This window comes from Parabacteroides sp. AF21-43, from assembly GCF_003635435.1.
GTDB classification, from domain to species: domain Bacteria; phylum Bacteroidota; class Bacteroidia; order Bacteroidales; family Tannerellaceae; genus Parabacteroides; species Parabacteroides distasonis.
On the sequence record NZ_QTMG01000011.1, the window covers coordinates 68,455 to 92,903 of the forward strand.

Here is a 24,449-nt window from a genome sequence, read left to right on the forward strand (position 1 = left end):
CATTTGCGTTCATAAAGAAAGACAGTTATCATGAAGAACACGAAATTAATTACCATGTTATGCCTAGGGGCATTAATCGCCTGTTCACCGTCGAAGAAAGGACTAGAGCCGACAAGCGAACAGGTTTCGCCGAGAGGACGTTTAATAGAGAACCTACGTGCGATTCCACAAAAAGGAATCATGTTCGGACACCACGATGATACGGTTTATGGGATCGGATGGGAATTTGACGAAGGAGGCTCAGACGTGCGAAAAGTATGCGGCGATTATCCGGCCGTTATCAGCTTTGATCTTGGAGAGATCGAACTCGGGGGAGATAAAAGCCTTGATAAAGTACCTTTCGAGAAAATACGCAAGGAAATCATCAACCAATATAACCGGGGAGGCTTGGTATCTTTAAGTTGGCATCCCCGTAACCCTAAAACCGGAGGGGACGCTTGGGACGTATCAGACCATGCTGTCGTGAAATCGATCCTTCCGGAAGGGGAGAACTATGAGAAATTCCAAAGTTGGCTAGGCAAAGTGAATGATTTCATCCTTTCCTTGAAAACAAGCGATGGCACCAAGATTCCCGTCCTATTCCGTCCTTGGCACGAACACACCGGAAGTTGGTTCTGGTGGGGACAGAATTTATGTACCACGGATGAATACAAAGCGCTATGGCGAATGACCGCCGATTATCTAAACGCTCACGGAGCAACAGACCAGATCGTATACGCTTATTCCACAGGTACAGAGCCGCAGGATCAAGCGTCTTATCTGGAACGTTACCCCGGACATGACTTGATCGACGTCCTAGGCTTCGACGCTTACCAACGGGAAGATAAGGATTTCTTCTTGAAAAGCATGGATACCAGTCTTTCAGTAATAGACAGCATAGGCAAAGCCAACCATAAGATCATAGCGGTCACGGAGACCGGCTACGAAGGGATACCAGACTCCACATGGTGGACGGGAACCCTGCTGCCTGCCATGGAGAAATATCCGGTCGCTTATGTATTGGTATGGAGAAACGCCCGTGAAAAAGTCACTCACTTCTTTGGCCCTTATCCCGGACAAGCCTCTGCCGAGGATTTCAAGAAGTTCTTTGAAAATCCGAAAACATTGTTCGCCTCCGATATCAACCTATATAAATAACATCATACATAACCAGATAAATCACGTCATATCCAGTTGTAGAGACGGGGCGTGCCCCGTCTCCCACCATCTGATAATATCATTTAAAGCAAAAACATCATGGAACAATTTCAAGAAAAAGTAAACGAACTCTTCGCTAAACACGAAACCTTGTTAAGCCGGAAAAATATCCCTTTAGAAGACGGAAACGGAATCTTCACCCGTTATCAACACCCTGTACTGACAGCCGCACATACCCCGATCTTCTGGAGATATGACTTAAATGAAAAGACAAACCCCTACTTGATGGAACGCATCGGCATGAACGCAACCATGAACTCCGGCGCAATCAAATGGAATGGTAAATATATATTAATGGTACGTGTAGAAGGAAGCGACCGTAAATCCTTCTTCGCCGTAGCCGAAAGCCCGAACGGAGTAGACAATTTCCGTTTTTGGGATTACCCGGTAACCATGCCGGACGATCTTGTCCCGGCCACGAATATTTACGACATGCGCCTAACCGCTCATGAAGACGGCTGGGTTTACGGAATCTTTTGCGCCGAGCGCCATGACCCGAACGCAGCTCCCGGAGATCTATCCTCGGCAACCGCCACGGCAGCTATCGCCCGGACAAAAGACTTGAGAAACTGGGAACGTCTCCCGGATTTAAAGACCAAGAGCCAACAACGTAACGTCGTATTACACCCGGAATTCGTAAATGGTAAATATGCCCTTTACACCCGCCCCCAAGACGGATTTATCGACGCGGGAAGTGGCGGTGGTATCGGATGGGCCTTGATTGATGATATCACGCACGCCGAAGTCAAGGAAGAAACCATCATCGACCAACGTTACTACCATACGATCAAGGAAGTGAAAAATGGCGAAGGCCCCCACCCGATCAAAACACCGAGAGGCTGGTTACATCTCGCCCATGGCGTACGGGGATGCGCCGCCGGATTACGTTACGTGCTTTATATGTATATGACCGCGTTGGAAGATCCCACGAGACCTATCGCCACACCCGCCGGCTATTTCATGGCTCCGGAAAATGAGGAACGGATCGGCGATGTATCCAACGTTTTATTCTCTAACGGATGGATCGCGGATGAGGATGGAACCGTATATATTTACTACGCATCCTCCGATACCCGTATGCACGTGGCTGTATCCACAATCGATAAATTGGTAGATTACTGCATGAACACTCCGGCCGACGGGCTGACTACGACCGCATCTGTCGAGACGCTGAAAAAGCTGATCGATCGAAATCTTCCACTCCTGAAATAACCTACAAAAACCACTCATATGATTAAACTAACAGAGAAGATAGGCTACGGTTTCGGGGACATGGCATCGTCCATGTTCTGGAAACTGTTTGGCGCTTACTTGATGATTTTCTATACGGACGTATTCGGATTACCGGCAGCAGCCGTAGGTACGATGTTCTTGATAACTCGTATATGGGACTCGGTCTTTGACCCGATTGTCGGCGTCGCGGCGGATCGTACGCAAACACGCTGGGGAAAATTTCGCCCTTATTTGCTTTGGCTGGCGATCCCGTTCGCCGCTATCGGAGTGCTCACTTTCACGACTCCTTCTTTCGGACAAACAGGTAATTTGATCTATGCCTATATCACCTATTCCTTGATGATGATGGTGTACTCCGCTATAAACGTGCCTTACGCATCCCTGCTTGGAGTAATGAGCCCGTTGCCACAAGACCGCAATACCCTTTCTACGTATCGAATGGTATTCGCTTATATCGGTAGCTTTATAGCTCTGTTGCTATTCATGCCGATGGTACGCTTCTTTAGCGAAAATAGCGATGAATTGGCGGATCAACAACATGGATGGACCCTAGCGGTCGTAGTTATCGCTATCCTGTGCGCCATTCTCTTTTATGGATGTTTCGCATGGACAAAAGAACGGGTAAAACCGATTAAAGAGCAACAAGGCTCGTTAAAAGATGACTTGAGAGACCTATTGCGCAACAAGCCTTGGTGGATACTATTGGGAGCAGGTGTCTCCGCTCTGGTTTTCAATTCCATCCGCGACGGGGCTACCGTATATTATTTCAAATACTTTATCGTTGAGGAAGCCTATGCCAATGTATCTCTTTTCGGAGTCTCCTTCGTCTTAAGCGGATTATATCTGGCGGTAGGACAGGCGGCAAACATTATCGGAGTAATCTTGGCCGCCCCATTAAGCAACCGGATCGGAAAGAAAAGAACCTATATGGGCTCCATGCTGATCGCCTCGGTCTTAAGCATCCTCTTTTTCTGGCTCGACAAGACGGATCTAGCCCTGATATTCACGTTCCAAGTGTTCATCAGTATTTGCGCCGGTAGTATTTTCCCCTTACTTTGGTCCATGTACGCCGATTGCACGGATTACTCAGAACTAAAAACCGGGAACCGTGCCACAGGATTGATCTTCAGTTCCTCGTCTATGAGCCAGAAATTCGGATGGGCGATCGGCACGGCTATCACAGGCTGGCTGCTCGCTTTCTTCGGATTTCAGGCCAATACCGTACAAAGCGAGGAAACGATTAGCGGAATCAAGATGTTCCTCAGTTTCTTACCGGCCGTAGGTACGATCCTGTCTGTTGTATTTATCGCTTTCTATCCGCTTAGCGAGACAAAGATGAAGGAAATCACCGCTACATTAGAAACCAAAAGAAAAGAAACAAATGAATAAAATCACCGAAGATTTACAAAACGAGGTTCAATGGGAGCTAGAGAACAATATCCTCCCTTTTTGGATGAACCGAATGATTGATAATGAGTATGGTGGTTTCCATGGGCAAATCACGGGAAACGGCCAACGAGTCGTACATGCCCCTAAAGGCGCCATCTTGAACGCCCGTATCCTATGGACATTCTCCGCCGCATACCGTTTATTACGAAAGCCGGAATATCTGGAAACGGCGACCCGTGCAAAACGCTACCTTATCGATAAATTCTACGACCAAGAATTCGAGGGTATTTACTGGGAATTAGACTATACCGGTCAACCGGTGCAAACCAAAAAGCAAATCTACGCCTTAGGATTCGCTATCTACGGATTAAGCGAGTACAACCGGGCTACCGGAGATAAAGAAGCGTTGGATTATGCGATCCGTCTCTTCAAGGCGATCGAACAATATAGTTTCGACCCGGAAAAGAACGGTTATATGGAAGCCTTTACGAAAGACTGGAAACTGATAGAGGATATGCGACTCAGCGACAAGGATGAGAATGAGAAAAAAACAATGAATACCCATCTGCATATCCTCGAACCTTATACCAACTTGTACCGGGTATGGAAAGACGAGCACCTCAAAAAACAACTCCGAAACTTGATCCTGATTTTCACCGACAAGATTTTGGATCACCGTACCTATCATTTAAACCTCTTTTTCAACGAGGATTGGGAAAGCAAATACCGTATCATCTCCTACGGTCATGATATAGAGGCATCTTGGTTACTGCATGAGGCCGCTATCGAATTGGGAAACAACGAGATCCTTCAGAAAGTAGAGCCTTTGGTTCAAAAGATAGCGATAGCGGCCGAAGACGGGTTATTAGCGAACGGTAGCCTCATTTACGAGTATCACCCGGATGAGAAGAAAGCCGACACGGACCTGCATTGGTGGGTGCAAGCCGAGAATGTAGTGGGTCATTTCAACTTGTATCAACATTTCGGAGATGAGCCTGCCTTAGGCACAGCCTATACATGCTGGAAATTCATTCAGCGTTATTTGATCGACAAGGAACAAGGGGAATGGCATTGGAGCGTATCGCTCGATCACGAGATCAATCGCGAGGATGACAAGGCCGGTTTCTGGAAATGTCCCTATCACAACGGACGGATGTGTATGGAGATTATCGAACGACTTACCGGCGAATAGCCGTCCGAAAGACCGCCTGCCGGCTCTTTTTTATCAGATTAACAACCGTCGGAAGTTTCCGACATCAAAAAAAACAAGCGATATGAACAAATTCTATTGGATGGCGATCGGCCTCCTTCTCGGTTTGGTGAACCTCCGGGCCGAGATCAAGCTGCCAGCTTTGGTAGGCGACAACATGGTACTCCAACAAGCCACTAAAGTACGGCTCTGGGGAAATGCAACCCCAAATTCAAGCCTGAAAGTCCGTAGTTCTTGGGACAATACGGAATACACGGCCCAAGTAAACGATCAAGGCAGATGGGAAATCTGGGTTCAGACGCCCTCGGCCAGTTTCGAAAAGCAACAGTTAACATTAGAGAATGGACAAGACAAGATTGTCTTGCATGATCTTCTGATCGGCGAGGTATGGTTCGGTTCCGGCCAATCTAATATGGAAATGCCATTAAGAGGTTTCTGGCACTGCCCTATCGAGGGAGGTAACCACGCTATCGCTACATCCGGGAAATATAAGAACTCGATCCGTTACGCTACGATCCAACGGGTCGGAGCCTTGGAACCGAAAGATTATCCGGTAGGTGGCGAATGGAAAGTATGTGATCCGCGAAACGCCCCGGAGTTCGGAGCTACCGCCTATTTCTTCGCAACCCTGTTGACCGAGGTGTTGAACGTGCCGGTAGGTATCATCAATTGTAGCTGGGGCGGCTCCACAGTGGAAGGTTGGTTGCCCAAAGACATCCTGCGGAATTATAGCGATATCGATCTATCCTTAGCGGGTAACGATGAGAAAATCCATCCGATGCTACAACCCATGATCATGTATAACGGAATGCTGAAACCAGCCAGCAAATATACGGTCAGAGGTTTCCTATGGTATCAAGGAGAGTCAAATGTCGGACACCCGGACTACGCTAAACGCCTAGCGACAATGGTAGAACATTGGAGAGGATTATGGGGACAAGGAGAATTACCTTTCTATCTGGTAGAAATCGCCCCTTACGAATATGGAGAAGGAGACCAAGCCGCGTACCTTCGTGAAGAGCAATACAAAGCCACCCGGTTGATCCCCAATAGCGGTATTGTTTCCACAAACGATCTGGTACAGGATTACGAGAAACGGCAAATACACCCCAAAGAGAAACAAAAGATCGGTGAGCGTCTTTGTTATATGGCTCTAAACAAAACCTATGGTTATACAACCATCGCTTGTGAGGGCCCCCAATACGATCATATGGAAATAGATAAAGATAAAATCATTCTTTTTTTCAAGAATGCGGAAGATGGCTTCAATCGAGATAACGGGATCATAGGCTTCGAGATAGCCGGAAAAGACATGCGTTTCCACAAGGCAAACGCAACTATAGACGCTAACAAGAAAACCGTTATTATCTCAGCTCCGGGCGTAAAAGCCCCAATAGCCGCTCGTTATGGTTTCCGGAATTTCCAAATTGGCAACTTGCAAAACATACAAGGATTACCGGTGCTTCCATTCCGCACGGATAAATAAAACGACTTAGAAAATAAAACACAATACGTTATAATATTCAAGCTTGTTCATACGTAATGTCTTATTTTCATTTGTAAGACGTATTTAGTTTTTATTTCATTCTATTGTGATAATAGAAATTACCCTCCTAAAGTATTAGTAAACTTAATTCTTCCCATAAAAAAATGGGAGATCTTATTTTACAAGGAATCAGAGACCTCCTCTGATTCCTATTTATTTTTCATTCATATCATAATGTATACAAAAAATGATAGTTTGTATACAGACCATACTAATACATTGCGCTTTTTTTGCATCTAGATTTACTGAAGGGGGAAATATTTGTATAACAAACTAAATAACAATAATTTCATGAACAAGCTTATTAACAGAATTTCTCCGGAAACATCTGAAAACCGAATCTTACACGCTGGCTTTAGTATCATATTGATGTCAGAGGAAATAACACAAACCTTATCTGGTTTATCCAGCGATATGATTATTTTTATCTTAAGCGGATCCATAACTATATATTCCACTAAAGAAGAAAAGAAAACAATCGGTGAACAGTATATGATCTTTCTAAGATCATTTGAAAATTATACATATGATATCACCCTAGGTTCAAAAATCATCATTTTCTTTTTTGACAGTTTAACGATGAATGAGTTACCGTATTACCAACATCCGTACGGAATATTACCTCAACCTATCTCTAAGTGGATAGAGCTGAAAATAGTGGAACCTTTATACGGTTTTCTAGAACTTGTCGGACAATATCTTGAAAATAATTTCCTGAACTACCCTTTGTATGAATTAAAGAGAACGGAATTATTCTACTTATTGAAAAAGCTTTATAGAAAAGAGGAATTAGACTACTTTTTCTATTTATCAAGTACGCATTCAGCAGAGTTTGAGAGACTCATCGCCGAGAATTATATAAAAGCTAAAACAGTAACAGATCTAGCTCAAATGATAGGTTACGGAGTAAATTCCTTTCGGATGAAGTTTAAAAAAGTTTTCGGTATTCCAGCCTACGAATGGCTGATGCAAGAGAAATCCAAACGACTATTGGTCGCCATAGCTAACAGCGAGGATGATTTTAAGAACATAATAGATGAATTCGATTTCTCCTCGCATTCGCATTTCTACAAATTTTGCAAGGCACGCTTTGGATATAGTCCCACGGAGCTAAGGAAAAAACTTAAATCGTTGTAGAAAACACCCCCTATCAGAATATACATTTAAATTGTCAAGTTGTATAACTCCTAATAAGTTATGCTCATTTATCTTTGCCTCATTGATTTTAGACACCTATCCGTATGGATGATCTAATAAAAGATAGTGTATAATGACCACCATATTTTTTAATGTTTTACTATTCCAAATTAAAGACTGGGATAAAATTTGTAAAGAAGAGGGTAAAATGACATCGCCGATAATTTGCTATATTTTGCTAGGGGTTATCTTATTCATAATCTTGATGCGTATACTTTCCATATTGCAGTTTTTGCGATTGAAGCGGAAGGTAAAGAAACGTATTTCCCCGAAACACGATAAACCTTCCTGTAAATAAAGCCTCAACCCACTTACATACATTAATAATTAAAGGAAGAACCAATTCGCTTCTTTCTATGTTTATATAGGAAAAGCGTTTAGATCATGGGCTTCAACATTCCTTACACAGACAAAAAGCGGGTCGTAATTATCGGGGGCGGATTTGGAGGGTTAAAACTAGCTGAGAAATTGAAAAAGAGCAAGTTTCAAGTAGTCTTAATCGACAAGAACAACTATCACCAGTTTCCTCCCTTGCTTTATCAAGTAGCGTCCTCCGGCTTAGAATATAATGAAATATCCTTTCCATATCGAAAGATATTCCAGAAGAGAAAGAACTTTTACTTCCGGTTGGCAGAGGTATATGGCGTCAATCCGAAAGGGCATACCATTCAAACCTCCATCGGCGAATTGGAATATGATTATCTTGTAATCGCCGCTGGAACTATCACCAACTTCTTTGGAAACAAAACGATCGAGGAACAGTCTCTACCCATGAAAACGGTAGAAGAGGCGTTAGCTTTACGAGACACCTTATTAATTAATTTAGAGAAAGCGACTACTTGTACGGACCCGGACGAGAAGCAAGCTTTGCTAAATATAGTTGTTGTAGGTGGAGGGGCTACAGGTGTAGAAGTATCCGGCGCTTTATCCGAGATGAAACGGTTTGTTTTGCCGAAAGACTATCCGGATCTAGGAAACTTTCATATGAATATCTATCTGATAGAAGGGTCCCCTAAATTACTAGGGGCCATGTCTCCGGAAGCCTCCTCCAACGCTAAACGCTTCCTTGAGGATATGGGCGTTAACATCATTCTTCAGAAGCGTGTCGTGGACTATAAGGATGGGAACGTTTTCTTAGATGACGGACAAACCATACCCACTAGAACCTTACTTTGGGTAAGTGGTGTGAAAGCGGTTCATTTCGATCATATCGAAGGAGAACTCTTGACCCGGGGGGAACGGATTATCGTCAATGAATGTAATCAAGTAAAAGGCTTATCCAATATATTCGCCATAGGAGATGTCTGCTGGATGACAGAACCGGATTACCCGAACGGACATCCGCAAGTCGCTCAGGTAGCGATTCAGCAAGGTGAGTTATTAGCCGAAAATCTACAACGGATCGAGGCTCTAAAAAAACCGAGACCTTTCCATTATAAGAATTTGGGAACTTTAGCTACTGTCGGCAGGAATAAAGCGGTTGCCGATTTAAATAAGGTGAAATTACACGGATTTACGGCATGGTTGGTTTGGATGCTCGTACATTTACGCTCCATCTTAGGAATCAAGAATAAGCTAATTGTACTGATCGACTGGATCTGGAATTATTTCACGTACGACCGTTCCATGCGTTTCATCTTGTTCATCCAAAAGCACAAACAAGATGGAACACAGGGCACGGAACCTACTTTATAAACGATAAGTCAACGTAAGCCAAGCTACCCGGGCATCACGATTGCGCTTTTGCGTCATTTCTAAGTTCGGGGCATCAATAATCGTTGTTTCTTCTAAACTATCGAATATATTGTTGATACTTAAGTTCGCGCATAATTTACGATTGAGGAAATATTGAGAGAGACCGGCATTTACGCTATAACGGCCTTTGATCTTACCTTGAGGCGTAAGCTGGTCGGAAACGTAGAAGCCGTCTACCTGAAAATCCGTAGTCGGCGTAATACTTACGTTCACATTCCCCTTGACATCCCAGCAAACCAAGGATTTCTTCTCGCCATAGCCTACCGTACGCCCATCGATCTCGTCCCGATAGATATCCCCGGAGAAACCGACCGTCAAGATACGTACCGGATTCCAGCTACCGGACAAGTCGGCTCCGACTGCTTGGCTATGTCCGATATTCTCTTTCTTCCAAACCGTCTCATCATTTACTTGGCCAGCGATCTCCATGATACGATTCGTACGATTCCGGTAATAAATAGCCGGAGTCAAACGAAAACGGGGAGCCGAAAACTGATATCCTAGCTCTACGTTATGTATAAACTCATCCTTCAAGTCCGGATTCCCCTGTATGATATGGGTAGGATCACTGTTATTCAAGAAAGAGCACAAATAGCTGCCATTCGGACGAATCGCCCGTTGCTGATAACTCAAGCTTAAACGATTGCTCTTATTCACCTCATAAGTAAAACGGGCACGAGGATACAAATGAAAACGAGAACTCTTGTTCTCTTTGCCTTTTATCCCCTGCCAATAAGGGTCGTTGATCCAAGAAGGGCTAAACTCATTCATCTTAAAATGACTAAATTCCGCCTGTATCCCTATCTCCGCGTTAAAAGCGCCCCAATTCTTAACCACGTCCGCATAGATCAAATTCAGATAACGGTTGAAATCGTAATTATACGATTTCGCCGGACTTAACTCAAAACTACCGTCCACCTTATCAAAAGCAGCCGTCAGATAATCCTCGTTTCGCGCACGACCTATATAACCAAGCTTGAAATCCCAACCATCGATCTCCTGCCCATATCCAAATCCCCAGAAATAATTATGTTTCGTATGGTCGATAAATTGGTTATCCTCCGAGATGATATTCCCGTTTTGAGGATTCTCATTCTTGAAATCATTATCCTCATCATACGAGAAATTATTATAGTTGAATACGGTATAAAAACCTTGATTCTCCGAAATCTCATGGTTCCAATACGCTTCGGCGGCATAAGCTTCCTGGCGCTGGTCGTTATACCGGTTACGGATCACGTACTTCATTTGCTCCCCTTTCGGGTTGAATACCCGGTTGTTAATGCGTCCATACCGGCTATAATCCATCAAATGATACAGGCCATGCACGGTGATCCGGTCTTTCGCGGAAAGATCATAGTCTACTTTCATATCCGCCACATGTACGTCCGGACGAGCCGTGGCATTATTATTCATCTCCGTCCGGTTTTTAGCGGTCGCGGTCGATTTGCTGAAAGATCGTTCCCGGTATTCCCTCCTATAATTGTATTTCGCGTTGATATGGAATTTTCCGGGATGCAAATTCAATACCGCTCCTGCGTTATATCGCTCATTCCATCCCGCCCCAAGCGTAACATATAGAGGGGAATCTCCCGTTCCATACATACGAGGCACCAGATTGAGTATGCCCGCGTCACCATCCGGCACCGCATTAATCGGAGGAAATGCCCCTAATGAGATCTGGTTAAAGAACAGGGCGGGAAGTTGGATCAGCACGTCACCGCTATATTCTTCCAGCAAACCGTAAGGAACTCCATCGACAAGCATCCCGACATTACCGGAGCCCCTGTATGTAACGGCTCCTTCCATATCGGTTATGACAGAAGGCAATTGGCGAAAAGCATCCGCCGCCGTATTGGTAACGCTACTCAAGTTATTATCTACCCGCAAGATTTTCATCCCGCCCCTCTCGCTCAACCCGGCGAAACGGGTACCCTGAATCTCTATGTTCCGGATCGTAAGCGTCGTATCGGCAGGAGTCTGCGAGAATACCGGCATAGCCAATAGAGCGGCCAATGGAAGAAGTAAAATTTGTCTCATATCATTATCTATGGTTTATAAACAAAAAAAGTCTGTATGTTCAACGCATACAGACTGTCCTCAAAACTCGTTTACTGATTATTATTCAGCAGGAGCAGCTTCTACGGCAACAGAGTCAGTAACCTCAACAGCTACAGAATCAGTAGCGGCAGCATCCTCTTCTACTACAGGAGCTTCCTCAACTACAGTAGCCTCTTCTGTTTCAGCAACAGATTCGGTAGATTCAGCAGATTTGTTGCCACAAGATGCGAATGATACAGCTGCGATAACAGCAGCAAATGCAACTAACTTTTTCATTTTGTTCTTAATTTAAACGGTCTATAATATCTTGTTGTTGTAAAACGATGCAAATGTATGTATTAATCATATATGTTGTACAACATAAGACGTTTTTTTTTGAATTATTTTCTACCGCTTTTACAATATGCTGAATATTAGCTGCGTTTGCTTTCTATTTATTTATCAATAATTACTGTATAGGTAACGCTTAATGCTTTTCTTCGGTGTTTTCTCAAATTCTGTCGGATACAATTGTATCTCCGAGATCGTTTCGTAAGGAGCCAGGAGCTTGTTCAACTCTATCCTATTTTGTTCCATGATAACTGGAAGATCCGTATGCGAGATACCCGTACTATCCACCGTATCGTAATCCGGATACACCATCCCGATCAATTTCCCGTTTTTCTCCACGACCAAACTCTCCATCACGAATGGCAAATTGTTCAATTTGGATTCAATCTCTTCCGGATAAATATTTTGTCCGCTAGCGCCCAAGATCATCGTCTTGCTACGTCCACGTATAAAAATACGGTTGTCATGATCGATCGTACCCAAATCACCAGTCCTTAGCCAGCCATCTTCCGTGAAGACATTTTGGGTTGCCTCATCATTCTTATAATAGCCTTTCATTACGTTCTCGCCCGATACTTGAATCTCGCCTACCTTATTATAAGGGTCTTCCGAATCGATACGGACTTTCATGATCCCTTTCAAGATCTGTCCGCAAGAACCGGGCACATACTCATTATTATGGTCATAACTGATCAACGGGCCACATTCCGTCATACCATAACCGATCGTGAACGGGAATTTGATCTTATACAAGAAATCCGTTACTTCTTGATTCATGGCGGCGCCCCCCACGATCACTTCACGGAAACGTCCTCCCAAGGCATCCACCAAATGTTTGCGGATCTGCGCATAGATACGTGAATCCAACAGTGGGATATTCAAGGCCAACTTCAAGGTTCGCTTATTCAACTGAGGAAGGATCATCTTCTTATAGATCTTCTCCAAAATCAGGGGAACCATCAAGATCAAGTTCGGCTTCACCTCCTCGAATGCCTTTAATAAGATCTTAGGAGACGGCACCTTACCTAATAAATAGACATGCACACCGAATGCCATGGGTACCAATAAATTGAAAGCGCAACTATAGGCATGGGCCAGAGGCAGGAAACATAACTCACGTTCACCCCGGAACAATAGATCCAGTGTCCGGGCATACGTCACGTTTCCGGCTAAATTATTCCCCGTCAACATAACCCCTTTGCTAAATCCGGTCGTACCCGATGTATAGTTGATCTCTACCACCTTGTCATTATCCAACTCAGCGTATTTGATATCCTCTTGGGTGAAGCCATCCGGATATTTCTCGGTCATCTTCTCATCCAGCGATTTCATCAACTTCTGGATATTCTCCCCATCCCGTTGATGCAAGCAACGATAATCAGAAAGAGAGAATACGCCGCGAACCTCCTCGATCTTATCTTCCTCCAAAGAATCCCAAATCCGGTCGCTAACAAACAAAAAGACAGATTCCGAGTGGTTAATAATATGATGTACATCATTCGGATTAAAGTCCTGAAGAATAGGCACGATAATCGCCCCATAAGTAACAACCGCCATATAAGCGATGCACCAACGGGAGCTGTCTTTACCGATCAACGCGATCTTGTCTCCACGACGGACTTGGCACTCATGGAATAAAAGATGAATACGTGCGATCTCCGTTGCTACATCACCGAAAGTAAAGGTTTTACTTTTCCCGTAATCCGTTAATGCCGGCAAGGCCCAGTTTTCCTTGAAACTCTCCTCGTAAATCTTAATGAAATTCTCTTTGATCATAGCACACTTTTGTGAAATTCGCGTAAAAGTAAAAACAAATCCTTACTTTTGCCATGATATAACCTATAAATTTAAAATAAGAATGAAAAGAATCACTCTCGCATGGGCATTGACCCTCTGTAGTTTTATTACATTTATCGCCTGTTCATCCCCAGATGTTGGAGAAAGAAGCGTAAGCATTATCCCCGCTCCGGCCCAAATGACAGTAGGCGAAGGTACATTCACGATCCATCCCGGCATCGAGATCGGTTATGCGGACGAATCCTTAAAGGGTATGGGCGAGTTGCTATCCAACGAGATAGAAAAGTTGTCCGGCATCAAGCTGGCTTCTGCCTCAGACAAAGAATCGAATTGCATCATCTTCCTCGAGTTGACAGATCCGAAAGAGTTCGCCGACCTGCCAAAAGCTTATGGATTGAGTCCGAAAGATAGTGTCCCCGTAGATGAGTCTTACTCCCTCTCCATCCAAAAGAGAAACATCTACATCAAGGCCACTACCCTAGAAGGTATCTATCGAGGTATCACTACCTTGAAACAAATCGTGGGTAGTAACCTACAACCCGGAGGCGAGAAGATTTATCTACCGCTACTGGAAGTGAAGGACGCACCTCGTTTCGCTTGGCGCGGACTCTCTTTCGATGTATCTCGTTGCTTCTTCGATCCCGAGGAAGTGAAACAAGTGATCGATATGGTCGCCTTATATAAGATGAACGTACTGCATATGCATCTTTCCGATAACCAAGGCTGGCGTATCGAGATCAAGAAATATCCCGAGCTAGCGGAAATAGGAGGTCAACTTCCCAACAACGGCAGAAAAGGAGGCTATTATACGCAAGAGGAGTTCAAGGATCTCGTTAATTACGCGAAAGAACGCTTCATCACGATCATCCCGGAAGTAGATATCCCGGGGCATACAGCTGCCGTATTCGCCGCTTATCCGGACTTCAAGAACGCTGTCAAATTCAAGACCAAGGTTAACATCCCGGGGCAGGCCTTCAATGCCCTCGACGTAGACGATCCGAAAGCGATGCAATTTACGGAGGATGTTATCGCGGAGCTAGCCGCTTTAGCACCCGGAAACTACATTCATATCGGAGGCGACGAGGCGATCGGCTTACCCCATGATAAGTTCGTCCGTTTTATAAATAAGACACGGGAAATCGTACTGAAGAATGGAAAGAAAATGGTCGGCTGGCAAGAAACCGCCCGTGCGGATATCTCGGAAGGCGATGTCATCCAGCACTGGATTTATCTGAAGCAAAAAAGCGAGAACTCTTCTAAGAAAAAAGATAATATACCTGCCGAATATAAAGAGATCATGGCCTTATTCGCCGAATTCATGAAAGAGGCACCAAAAGATCCGGGACTTGGTATATCCAAAAAAGCGAAAGTGATTCTCTCGCCGAGCGGTTACGTTTATCTGGACCATAAATATCTGGAACCAAGTGCGGACTCCACCCAAAACGCGGAGCAAGAACGTCTGGGCATGGCCGCCTATGAGAAACAAACGATCCAAGAAATGTACGACTGGGACCCGATGACCTTCAACCCAACTGTAGAGAATCCTCAAAAAGATGTAGCGGGTATAGAAGCCGCTATCTGGTGCGAGACGATCACCAATTTCAGAGATCTGCAATTCCTGTTAATGCCCCGTTTGGCTGGTGTCGCCGAAAAAGGTTGGTCCAAAGTAGAGAACACACATTGGGACGAATATAAAGTAAGACTTGGCGCGCAAGCCCCCTTATGGGAAAAGGCCGATTGGAACTATTTTAAATCATCCTTAGTGGATTGGAAATAACAGTACAAAATCTTCATAATATTACGAATATTTCGAAATAAATTAAATATCTTTGTCCTATTAACTTTAGGACAAAGATATTTTTATGAATAAATGGCTTATTATATTTGCGATATTACTAACCGCTTGTACCGGCACAAGCGAGAAATCAGAGGAATGTATAACAATTGACCTAGCAACTGTTTTTGACCATCAACCTCAAGAAGTAGCCTTAAAGAAATGGGCGAAATCCATCCAATTCATCCCTCTGCAAACGAATGACTCAATCTTGATCAAATACATCTCCCGCATTATTAAACACGGCGATAAGCTATTGGTGCAGCATGATAACAGAGCTTCCGTTTTCGACTTGGCAGGAAAATATTTATACGATATCGGCAAACAAGGAGGAGGTCCGGATGAGTTTAGTCGTATATCCGGACTAGAACCTCATGATCATCTTATTTATATAAAAGATAGCCCCATCCGAATAAAGATATACGATTGGCAAGGGAAATTCCACCAAACCATTCAAATTCCGGATAAGAACATCCGGGGATTTTATCCCCTCCCTAAGACGAACGTTATCCTAGGTCACGTACCCAACCTCTCTGGCAACGCACCCATTCGGTTCTATTTTTGCCAAGATACAGTCATATCGGATAGCATACCTTACTATAAATCTTATACAGAACCTCCTTTCGTCATGACATTTACCTATGAGTTCCGTCCTTTCGACGGAAATAAGATTGCCGCATTTAAGGAGTTGTTCTGCGATACGATATTTAAAGTTTCCAACGACATGAAGCTAATTCCTTATGCCGTCCTCGATCTAGGTAAATACCGAACGCCCGAGGAACTCCGTTATAATATCACGATAGACGATATAAAAAACGACCTGTTCAGGACAAAGACGATCCCTGTCATACCCGGGCAAATCGGAGACCGGCTCTATATGCATAACTTCTCCGATAAAGATACCTATACATTATATTATGATATAGCGGAGAAGCAATTAGCCTATGTACAATTCATATACCCGGAAAACTCATTTGAACTTCCCGAAGAAGCCTATTTCACTCCCAAATACATCTCAAACGACAACCGTTACCTAATCGATTGGGAGCAACCCGAGAATGATAACAATCCGGTATTAATCTTAGTGGAGCCCTAGTTGCCGTATTTCCTCTATCGGCACAATAAACAAAACAAGGCCGCAGCAAGGACTATTCGATAACAAGTCTTCATAAATAATGTTGCTTGACTGTATCTATTCCTTAAGTTCACGGCATGGTTTTTACAGACCACGTCATGGTTTATACAGACCACGACGTGAATCGCACAGACCACGACGTGGTTTGTAGAATATATCCAATAGTAAAGAAGAATAGATAGGCTTCCGGAAAACTATTTATGCAATAGTAAAGAGTTTTTAAGTCCATCTCAATCCGAACTCTTTACTAATCCGGGCTTAATTAGTACCTTTGCACTCTAACTAAATCGAAAATGATAGATCAGACCGTATTTAACAATAAAAAGGCCGCTTATTATACGCTGGGTTGCAAACTAAATTTCGCGGAGACCTCTACCATTGGAAAGCTATTAGCCGAACAAGGGGTACGCAAGGTGCGTCCCGGGGAAAAAGCGGATATATGCGTGGTGAATACTTGCTCCGTAACGGAACTGGCCGATAAGAAGTGCCGGCAAGCGATCCGCCGGATCAGCAAGCAACACCCCGGTGCCTTTATCGTGGTGACCGGTTGCTACGCACAGTTGAAGCCGGAGGAAGTCTCCCATATAGAAGGCGTTGACTTGGTTCTTGGCGCCGAACAGAAATTAGAGATCCTTCAATATCTAGAGAACCTAGAAAAAAAAGAACACGGAGGAACTGTTATCGCCTCACAAAGCAAGGATATACGTTCCTTCTCCCCTTCTTGCTCGGCCGATGACCGTACACGTCATTTCTTGAAAGTACAAGATGGATGCGATTATTATTGCTCCTATTGTACCATTCCTTTCGCCCGTGGAAGAAGCCGGAACGGGACGATCGCCAGCATGGTGGAACAGGCGCAGGAAGTCGCACGTAAAGGAGGCAAGGAGATCGTATTGACGGGCGTAAATATCGGGGATTTCGGCAAAAGTACCGACGAGACCTTTATCGACTTAATCCGGGCTTTGGATGAGGTAGATGGAATCGTACGCTATCGTATCTCTTCCATCGAGCCAAATCTGATTACCGACGAGGCCATAGATTTCGTGGCCCATAGCAAACGTTTCGCTCCTCATTTCCATATCCCTTTACAAAGCGGCAGCGATGCTGTCTTGCAATTAATGCGCCGCCGTTACAACACTGCTCTTTTCCGTCATAAGATCGAAAAGATCAAGGAAATAATGCCGCATGCTTTTATCGGTGTAGACGTAATTGTTGGAACCCGTGGCGAGACAGACGAGTACTTCGAGGAGGCCCGCCAATTCATCGATAGCTTGGATATAAGCCAACTGCACGTGTTCAGTTATTCGGAACGCCCGGGTACCCAAGCGCTGAAGATCGATTATGTAGTAGACCCAAAGACCAAACACGCACGCAGTCAACAACTCTTGGATATCTCAGACCAGAAACTTCATGCCTTTTATGAGGCCCATATCGGACAAGAAGCGAATGTCTTATTCGAACACACCAAGAAAGACGGCAAGATGCACGGTTTCACCGAGAACTATATAAAGGTAGAAATCCCTTATGATGCCACCTTGGTCAATGAGACCCGCAAAGTCGTACTAGGCGGCTGGAATGAGGATCGCACCGCATTAATAGTCAACAATCAATCATCAACCGTCAACTAAGATGTGGGATAAAATACAATATGCCTTTCTTTATAGCTGGGTAAAAGTACACGCCTTACTTCCCATGCGAGCTTTATACGTGTTATCAGACATCCTATATGTCCTTATCTATAAGATAGCCGGATACCGGGTAAAAGTAGTGCGCCGTAATATAACCGCCTCTTTCCCGGATAAATCCAAGGCTGAGTGGCGTCAGTTGGAACGCCGGTTCTACCATCATTTCGCCGATTATATCGTGGAAACGATTAAATTGGCCCATATCTCTCTGGATGAGATACAACAGCGAGCCTATCTGAAGAACCCGGAATTGGTTGACCAACTTATGGAGAAAGGCCATACTTGCTTCATCCTCACGATGGGGCATTATGGCAACTGGGAATGGTTCTCCGGATCGACCACCCGTTTCGAGGACTCACGCATCTATCAGATATACCGTCCGTTAAACAACAAGGCCTTTGATAAGCTATTCGCCGATCTCAGGACACAGTTCGGTTCTTTCGGCATCAAGAAAAACGATACGATACGGGATATCATCAAGTTAAAACAAGACAAAACCAAATCTGTCGTCATCTTCTTGGCGGACCAGACACCCAGCAAGGCCAACCTGCATTATTGGACCGAGTTCCTTCATCAAGATACAGCCATATTAACCGGTCCGGAGCGTATCGCACGGAAACTGAACCTGCCTGTGATCTTCCTCGATACCCAAAAAGTAAAAAGAGGATATTACACCGTAGACATGAAGCTGATTACGGAGAATCCAAAAGAGACTCCGGAAAATTACATCACCGAGCGATACGCACGACTTTTAGAGAAAATGATCTTGCGTGATCCGGCCTACTGGCTATGGACCCATAAACGTTGGAAACATAAACACGAGCAACAAGGATGAAAAAAGTAGCGATTGTCATCTTAAACTGGAACGGAAGAAAGCTAATGGAGGAATTCCTTCCTTCCGTCGTATCCAACTCTCCGGAATGGGCGGAGGTTATCGTAGCAGATAACGGTTCTACCGATGACTCGATCGAGATGTTGAAAGCAAAATTCCCGACCGTCGGCATTATCTCCTTCAACCAGAATTATGGTTTTGCCGAAGGATATAATCAAGCGCTCAAAAGGCTCGACCATGAATATTGCGTTTTATTAAACAGCGACGTAGAAGTTACTCCCAATTGGTTAGATGCCCCGATTGCCACTCTCGACTCTGATCCGTCAATCGCTTGTGTCCAACCCAAAATACGGGCTCAACGAAATAAAGAATACTTCGAGTACGCGGGTGCGGCCGGAGGATACATTGACAAATACGGCTATCCATTTTGTCGGGGGAGAATCTTGCATATCGTGGAAAAGGACGAGGGGCAATACGACACTCCCGCCGATATCTTATGGGCGACAGGAGCCTGCTTATTCGTTCGTACGGCTACGTATAAGGAAGTCGGGGGATTAGATGCCGGATTCTTCGCACATCAAGAAGAAGTCGATATGTGCTGGCGTTTACGTTCACGGGGATATCGGTTGGTATGCGTCCCACAATCCATCGTTTACCACGTCGGTGGAGCCACCTTGAACGCGGAAAGTCCCCGCAAGACCTTCCTCAATTTCCGGAATAGTTTGCTGATGCTTTATAAGAACTCCCGGGAAGCTGATTTAAAGCATGTGATGCGCATTCGCTTTTGGCTGGACTATATCGCCGCCGCTAAGTTTCTGATGGAAGGTCATATCCAAAATGCGAAAGCGGTTTATGAGGCACGGAAAGCCTATCACCAGCTGAAGCCGGAATATGCGCCCAAGCGTAAAGAGAATCTGGAGAAAAGTACACTGAGCACCATCCCGGAACTTATGCGGGACAGTTTAATTCTGGCATTTTATCTAAAAAGGAAGAGGACATTCAAAGCGATAAAGGATAGACGATAAAGAAACCGGCCTTCTTACTTCCCCTAAGGAGAAAAAGAAGACCGGAGAGCTTGGAGATAAGATAGAGAATAGATTATGGATTACTATTCTTTTACTTTTTTAATAGCTTTATAAATCTCACTATATGAATCTCGACCTTGATACTTCTCAGCAAGTTCACAAGCTTTAATCATTTTTGCATCTGCAATCATATCCCTTACCCAGCTATCTTTTTCCAGATATTTACGTGTTTTGCCGTATGTTGGAAGATAGCGCTTCAAAGCCCTTTCTGTAGCTGCTGAATCTAGGAAATGACGGCAAGTATCCTCAAAATGCAAAAGGAACCAATATTCGATTGATTGCAAACTGTCGCACAGAATAACATTACCATTCTTCTCATATTTCTTTTTCAGAGCTGCCATCTTCCTATTTTCAGCATCTGATCGTCTGCTAACATCGGCATCGAAAACACAGATTACAAATACATCTTCATTTAGAAGCTCCTTTATCTTTTTATCAATCTTCTCGATACTATTATTCTCAAACAGACGTGGAGATATAGAGTATCTGTAGCCTAGAAACTTTTTAAGATGACTGAAATAAAACAATTCAGTCAGTCCTTCACCCACAATATGAATGACTTGTCTAGTGGCAATATTCTTTCTAACTTTTCTCATAAGGCCGGTATTTATAGATTAGGAACTGCCCCAAATTTACCAAACTTATACGCCTTTTGTAGAGAGCTTATTCTATTCAAGCCTTTGAAATCAGTTAGAGGATATAGTACACTGGCTCCATCTGTGTTCTTCTCGGCGAACCAGATATTATCTTTTCTAAGCAGATCCTCTTCCCCCAACAGACCGTCATAATGAGTAGTAAGCAGTAACTGAGCTTGCTTTGACTCCTTCAAGAAACGTTCAATCATATATTCGATCAACTTAGGATGAAGAGATGATTCTATTTCATCTACAGCAAGGAATGCATTGCTTCCAATACTATTTTGTATCTGGGATGCCAAGCCGAATGTTCGTATGGTACCATCTGATTCATACAACTCCGGGAACTCATAGTAATCATTCCCCCCCAACCCGGAAGAGACCTTGTGCTGATACATGGTATAATTTACTACTCCCTTTTTAGTCTCCTGCTCTTTTGAAGAAATATTCGAAATATTGAAGTCTGCTTCCTGCAAATACCTTAGGATATATTCTTTGGCAGTTTCTTTTTTAATTGCCTCTTCTGCATAGCGGCTAAGTGATGATGTAGGTACTATCGCAGGCATCATTTGTTTAGTCAAATACTGAAGGGCTGTTTCCATTTCTGCAATATTGGTATTTACCTGCATGTAAGCTGCAAAGACAGACATATTAGGTAAACACTTTAAGGTTATTTCCTCTTTTGCAGCCGTACTGATTTTAACTTTTTGACCAAATTTGATGGAAGAGACATTGTTTTCCATGCTACGTTCAAAAACAGTGGCCGGTTGTTGACTGAGATAATAAATCAAGGTTTCCCGGACAATGTGCGTAGTCTCCAACAATACGGAATAGACATATCTGATAGCCTTGTCTCCATTCATGGCATAAAATGAAACAGAAAACTCTGATGCTTGTTCTTTACTTGTTCTATTTAGCAAGAACGGAACAATCTTAATTAGCTCCGCTTTATTAAGTGGAGTGCAAGTTATAAAGGACCTTATAAAATCGCAAACCTTAATAATATTACTTTTTCCTGAGGCATTGGCTCCATAAATGACAGCTAACTTAAGTAATTTTACATCCGGAGCCAGCTCAACAACATGATATGACTCCAAATCCTTACTCTTATCTGCCTCAAAGCTAAGAACTGTCTCATCTCTGAATGAGAACATATTCTTGAATTTAATTTCAGCTATCATATATCTATTGTTTTCTCACAAAGATACATATAAAAACCGAATACAAGGTATTCAGGCAATAACAACATGCGTATCCATAAGCAATCATTTATCTTATAACAGCGCTTAGATACCAATAATACATTTTTCTCACGCCATCCTCTATATCCACCCGGTGATGCCATCCCAACTCATGCAGTTTGGCCACATCGGTCAATTTACGCATAGTTCCATCCGGTTTTGTGGGATTGAACTCTACCTTACCTCGATAACCGGTTGTTCTCACGATCAAATCTGCCAAAGTAGCGATCGAAATCTCCTTCCCGGTACCTATATTAATATGGCAATTACGGATATCAGTATCTCCTTGCGAATAAGTATCCTTAAAATCCACATGTTCCATGATATATACGCTCGCATCTGCCATTTCCTCACTCCATAAGAACTCTCGAAGCGGCTTACCAGTTCCCCATAGCTCCACCTTATCCGAAGAGATCCCATAACGAGCCAAAACCAAAAGAATTTCCTCTTGGGAGCAATGTCCATCAATACCCTCCACTGGACGGGCATCTAAATCCCGGCAAACACCTTGCCAATCTCCCTCATTCAAACACTTGCCCAAATGGATCTTCCGTATCATAGCTGGCAATACATGGCTACGTTCCAAATCAAAATTATCATTCGGGCCATATAAATTAGTCGGCATCACAGCGATATAATTCGTACCATATTGCAGATTAAAACTCTCGCACATTTTCAACCCTGCGATCTTGGCGATCGCATACGGCTCATTCGTGTACTCCAGCGGAGAAGTCAGCAAAGCGTCCTCTCGCATCGGCTGCTCCGCATCACGTGGATAAATACAAGTGCTACCTAAAAATAACAATTTCTTGACCCCATGGCGAAAGCTCTCACCAATCACGTTCTGCTGAATCTGTAAGTTCCGGTAGATAAAATCAGCCCTATACTTACTATTCGCCATAATCCCCCCTACATGAGCGGCTGCGAGAATCACGTACTCCGGCTGTTCCTCATCAAAAAAGCGCTTGACAGCGATGCCATCCAATAAGTCCAGCTCTTTATGCGTACGTCCTACCAGATTCTCATATCCCTTTCTTTCCAGATTCTCCCAAATGGCAGAGCCGACCAATCCTCTATGGCCGGCTACATATATCTTAGCGTTCTTCTCCATCATTTCACGATGCCCTTCTCTAGATACTCAGCCAAATTAGTACGAACATGCGCAGAGGCACGTTCCACGGCCACCTTCGCCATATCCGCGTCCACCATTATCTTCACCAGTTGCTCAAAAGAAGTCTTTCGCGGATTCCACCCCAGCTCACGTCTCGCTTTCGATGGATCTCCCCAAAGATTAACCACATCGGTGGGACGATAGAAATCGGGAGATACCTCCACCAGCACCTTTCCCGTCTTGCGGTCGATTCCCTTCTCATTTTCTTCCTCACCTTGCCAGTACAATTCAAAGCCCACATAACGGAAAGCCAATTCGCAAAACTCCCGTACGGAATGTTGCTCACCCGTAGCGATCACGAAGTCCTCCGGTTTCTCATTTTGAAGGATCAGCCACATACATTCCACATAATCCTTGGCATACCCCCAATCACGAAGCGACGATAAATTACCCAATAAAAGCCTGTCCTGTTTCCCTTGTGCGATACGTGCGGCAGCCAACGTGATCTTACGAGTCACGAAAGTCTCGCCCCGTCGTTCCGATTCATGGTTAAACAAGATACCCGAGCAGCAAAACATATGATAAGCCTCCCGATACTCCTTTACGATCCAATAACCATACAGCTTCGCCACCGCATAGGGGCTATACGGATGAAAAGGCGTTTTCTCATTCTGAGGAACCTCCTCCACCTTCCCATATAATTCGGAAGTAGAGGCTTGGTAAATACGACAAGTACCCGTAAGATCATTTTGCCTTACCGCCTCTAGAATACGTAATACCCCGGTAGCATCCACATCAGCCGTGAACTCCGGTGAATCAAAAGAGACTTGCACATGGCTCTGCGCAGCGAGGTTATAAATCTCCGTAGGCTTTACCCTCTTCACCACCTGCGAGAGACTCGTGGAATCCCCTAGATCCGCATAGTGAAGATGGAAAGCGGGATGGCCTTCCAAATGCGCGATCCGTTCCCTGAAATCAACAGATGAGCGGCGAATGGTGCCATGTACATCATATCCTTTCTCCAAAAGGAATTCGGCCAAGAAGGAACCGTCTTGGCCGGTAATACCAGTAATTAATGCTACTTTTCTCATTTTATTTTCATGTTTATCTTTTCATATTCATAGATCTTGATAGTCCATTATACTGAAAGTTTATGTGAAGCAGTCCGCTTATTAT

At 44.1% G+C, this 24,449-nt stretch carries 19 protein-coding genes; 12 read left to right on the plus strand and 7 right to left on the minus strand.

Going from position 1 to position 24,449, the window contains the following annotated elements; translation table 11 throughout:
* Window positions 1-30 precede the first annotated feature (30 nt).
* The 7 genes from DWX84_RS09905 (at window position 31) to DWX84_RS09940 (ending at window position 9,467) form a co-directional block, all read left to right on the plus strand.
* Window positions 31-1,137 carry a glycoside hydrolase family 26 protein gene (locus DWX84_RS09905; RefSeq protein WP_048928334.1) on the plus strand — a complete coding sequence of 369 codons (1,107 nt, stop codon included), beginning with the start codon at window positions 31-33 and terminating at the stop codon, window positions 1,135-1,137.
* Between the two features lie 99 nt (window positions 1,138-1,236).
* On the plus strand, window positions 1,237-2,409 hold the full coding sequence (locus DWX84_RS09910) for a glycosidase (RefSeq protein WP_005865585.1): 1,173 nt from the start codon (window positions 1,237-1,239) through the stop codon (window positions 2,407-2,409).
* Window positions 2,410-2,427: 18 nt separating this feature from the next.
* The gene (locus DWX84_RS09915; protein ID WP_048928335.1) at window positions 2,428-3,819 is read left to right on the plus strand and encodes an MFS transporter; all 1,392 of its coding nucleotides are present in this window, start codon (window positions 2,428-2,430) and stop codon (window positions 3,817-3,819) included.
* Window positions 3,812-5,011 (plus strand): AGE family epimerase/isomerase, encoded by a 1,200-nt coding sequence (locus DWX84_RS09920; protein ID WP_005865581.1) that lies wholly within the window; start codon window positions 3,812-3,814, stop codon window positions 5,009-5,011. Before DWX84_RS09915 ends, DWX84_RS09920 begins: the two co-directional genes overlap by 8 nt.
* An 82-nt stretch (window positions 5,012-5,093) precedes the next feature.
* Window positions 5,094-6,515: a sialate O-acetylesterase gene (locus DWX84_RS09925; RefSeq protein ID WP_005865579.1), complete on the plus strand. Its 1,422-nt coding sequence runs from the start codon at window positions 5,094-5,096 to the stop codon at window positions 6,513-6,515.
* Window positions 6,516-6,866: 351 nt separating this feature from the next.
* Window positions 6,867-7,712 carry an AraC family transcriptional regulator gene (locus DWX84_RS09930; RefSeq protein WP_005865576.1) on the plus strand — a complete coding sequence of 282 codons (846 nt, stop codon included), beginning with the start codon at window positions 6,867-6,869 and terminating at the stop codon, window positions 7,710-7,712.
* Between the two features lie 444 nt (window positions 7,713-8,156).
* The gene (locus DWX84_RS09940) at window positions 8,157-9,467 is read left to right on the plus strand and encodes an NAD(P)/FAD-dependent oxidoreductase (RefSeq protein WP_048928337.1); all 1,311 of its coding nucleotides are present in this window, start codon (window positions 8,157-8,159) and stop codon (window positions 9,465-9,467) included.
* Here the strand turns inward: DWX84_RS09940 and DWX84_RS09945 are convergent.
* The 3 genes from DWX84_RS09945 to DWX84_RS09955 all read right to left on the minus strand — a co-directional run bounded on the left by DWX84_RS09945 (window position 9,462) and on the right by DWX84_RS09955 (window position 13,694).
* The gene (locus tag DWX84_RS09945) at window positions 9,462-11,567 is read right to left on the minus strand and encodes an outer membrane beta-barrel family protein (protein WP_048928338.1); all 2,106 of its coding nucleotides are present in this window, start codon (window positions 11,565-11,567) and stop codon (window positions 9,462-9,464) included. The genes DWX84_RS09940 and DWX84_RS09945 overlap by 6 nt on opposite strands.
* Before the next feature lie 81 nt (window positions 11,568-11,648).
* Window positions 11,649-11,864: a hypothetical protein gene (locus DWX84_RS09950; RefSeq protein ID WP_005855187.1), complete on the minus strand. Its 216-nt coding sequence runs from the start codon at window positions 11,862-11,864 to the stop codon at window positions 11,649-11,651.
* Window positions 11,865-12,029: 165 nt separating this feature from the next.
* The gene (locus tag DWX84_RS09955; RefSeq protein WP_005855185.1) at window positions 12,030-13,694 is read right to left on the minus strand and encodes an AMP-binding protein; all 1,665 of its coding nucleotides are present in this window, start codon (window positions 13,692-13,694) and stop codon (window positions 12,030-12,032) included.
* 82 nt (window positions 13,695-13,776) lie between these two features.
* On the opposite strand from DWX84_RS09955, the gene DWX84_RS09960 reads away from it, so the two are divergent.
* From DWX84_RS09960 to DWX84_RS09980, 5 genes are all read left to right on the plus strand, one after another.
* A complete protein-coding gene (locus DWX84_RS09960; protein ID WP_048928339.1) occupies window positions 13,777-15,492 on the plus strand; it encodes a family 20 glycosylhydrolase in 1,716 nt (571 codons plus the stop codon).
* Between the two features lie 85 nt (window positions 15,493-15,577).
* Complete coding sequence (locus tag DWX84_RS09965) at window positions 15,578-16,645, plus strand: 6-bladed beta-propeller (RefSeq protein WP_048928340.1); 1,068 nt, start codon at window positions 15,578-15,580, stop codon at window positions 16,643-16,645.
* A 332-nt stretch (window positions 16,646-16,977) separates the two neighbouring features.
* Window positions 16,978-18,312, plus strand: a complete 1,335-nt coding sequence (mtaB, locus tag DWX84_RS09970; protein WP_048928341.1) for a tRNA (N(6)-L-threonylcarbamoyladenosine(37)-C(2))-methylthiotransferase MtaB — start codon at window positions 16,978-16,980, stop codon at window positions 18,310-18,312.
* 1 nt (window position 18,313) lies between these two features.
* A complete protein-coding gene (locus DWX84_RS09975; protein ID WP_005865563.1) occupies window positions 18,314-19,204 on the plus strand; it encodes a lysophospholipid acyltransferase family protein in 891 nt (296 codons plus the stop codon).
* Window positions 19,201-20,226 carry a glycosyltransferase family 2 protein gene (locus tag DWX84_RS09980; protein ID WP_044546465.1) on the plus strand — a complete coding sequence of 342 codons (1,026 nt, stop codon included), beginning with the start codon at window positions 19,201-19,203 and terminating at the stop codon, window positions 20,224-20,226. Before DWX84_RS09975 ends, DWX84_RS09980 begins: the two co-directional genes overlap by 4 nt.
* Before the next feature lie 83 nt (window positions 20,227-20,309).
* Here DWX84_RS09980 and DWX84_RS09985 read toward each other — a convergent pair whose 3' ends face one another.
* The 4 genes from DWX84_RS09985 to gmd form a co-directional block, all read right to left on the minus strand.
* Window positions 20,310-20,882, minus strand: a complete 573-nt coding sequence (locus tag DWX84_RS09985; RefSeq protein WP_005865560.1) for an RloB family protein — start codon at window positions 20,880-20,882, stop codon at window positions 20,310-20,312.
* 11 nt (window positions 20,883-20,893) lie between these two features.
* Window positions 20,894-22,102, minus strand: a complete 1,209-nt coding sequence (locus DWX84_RS09990) for an ATP/GTP-binding protein (RefSeq protein ID WP_005865557.1) — start codon at window positions 22,100-22,102, stop codon at window positions 20,894-20,896.
* A gap of 88 nt (window positions 22,103-22,190) precedes the next feature.
* Window positions 22,191-23,273 (minus strand): GDP-L-fucose synthase, encoded by a 1,083-nt coding sequence (locus DWX84_RS09995; protein ID WP_048928356.1) that lies wholly within the window; start codon window positions 23,271-23,273, stop codon window positions 22,191-22,193.
* A complete protein-coding gene (gmd, locus tag DWX84_RS10000) occupies window positions 23,273-24,364 on the minus strand; it encodes a GDP-mannose 4,6-dehydratase (protein ID WP_005865553.1) in 1,092 nt (363 codons plus the stop codon). Before gmd ends, DWX84_RS09995 begins: the two co-directional genes overlap by 1 nt.
* Window positions 24,365-24,449: the final 85 nt, after the last annotated feature.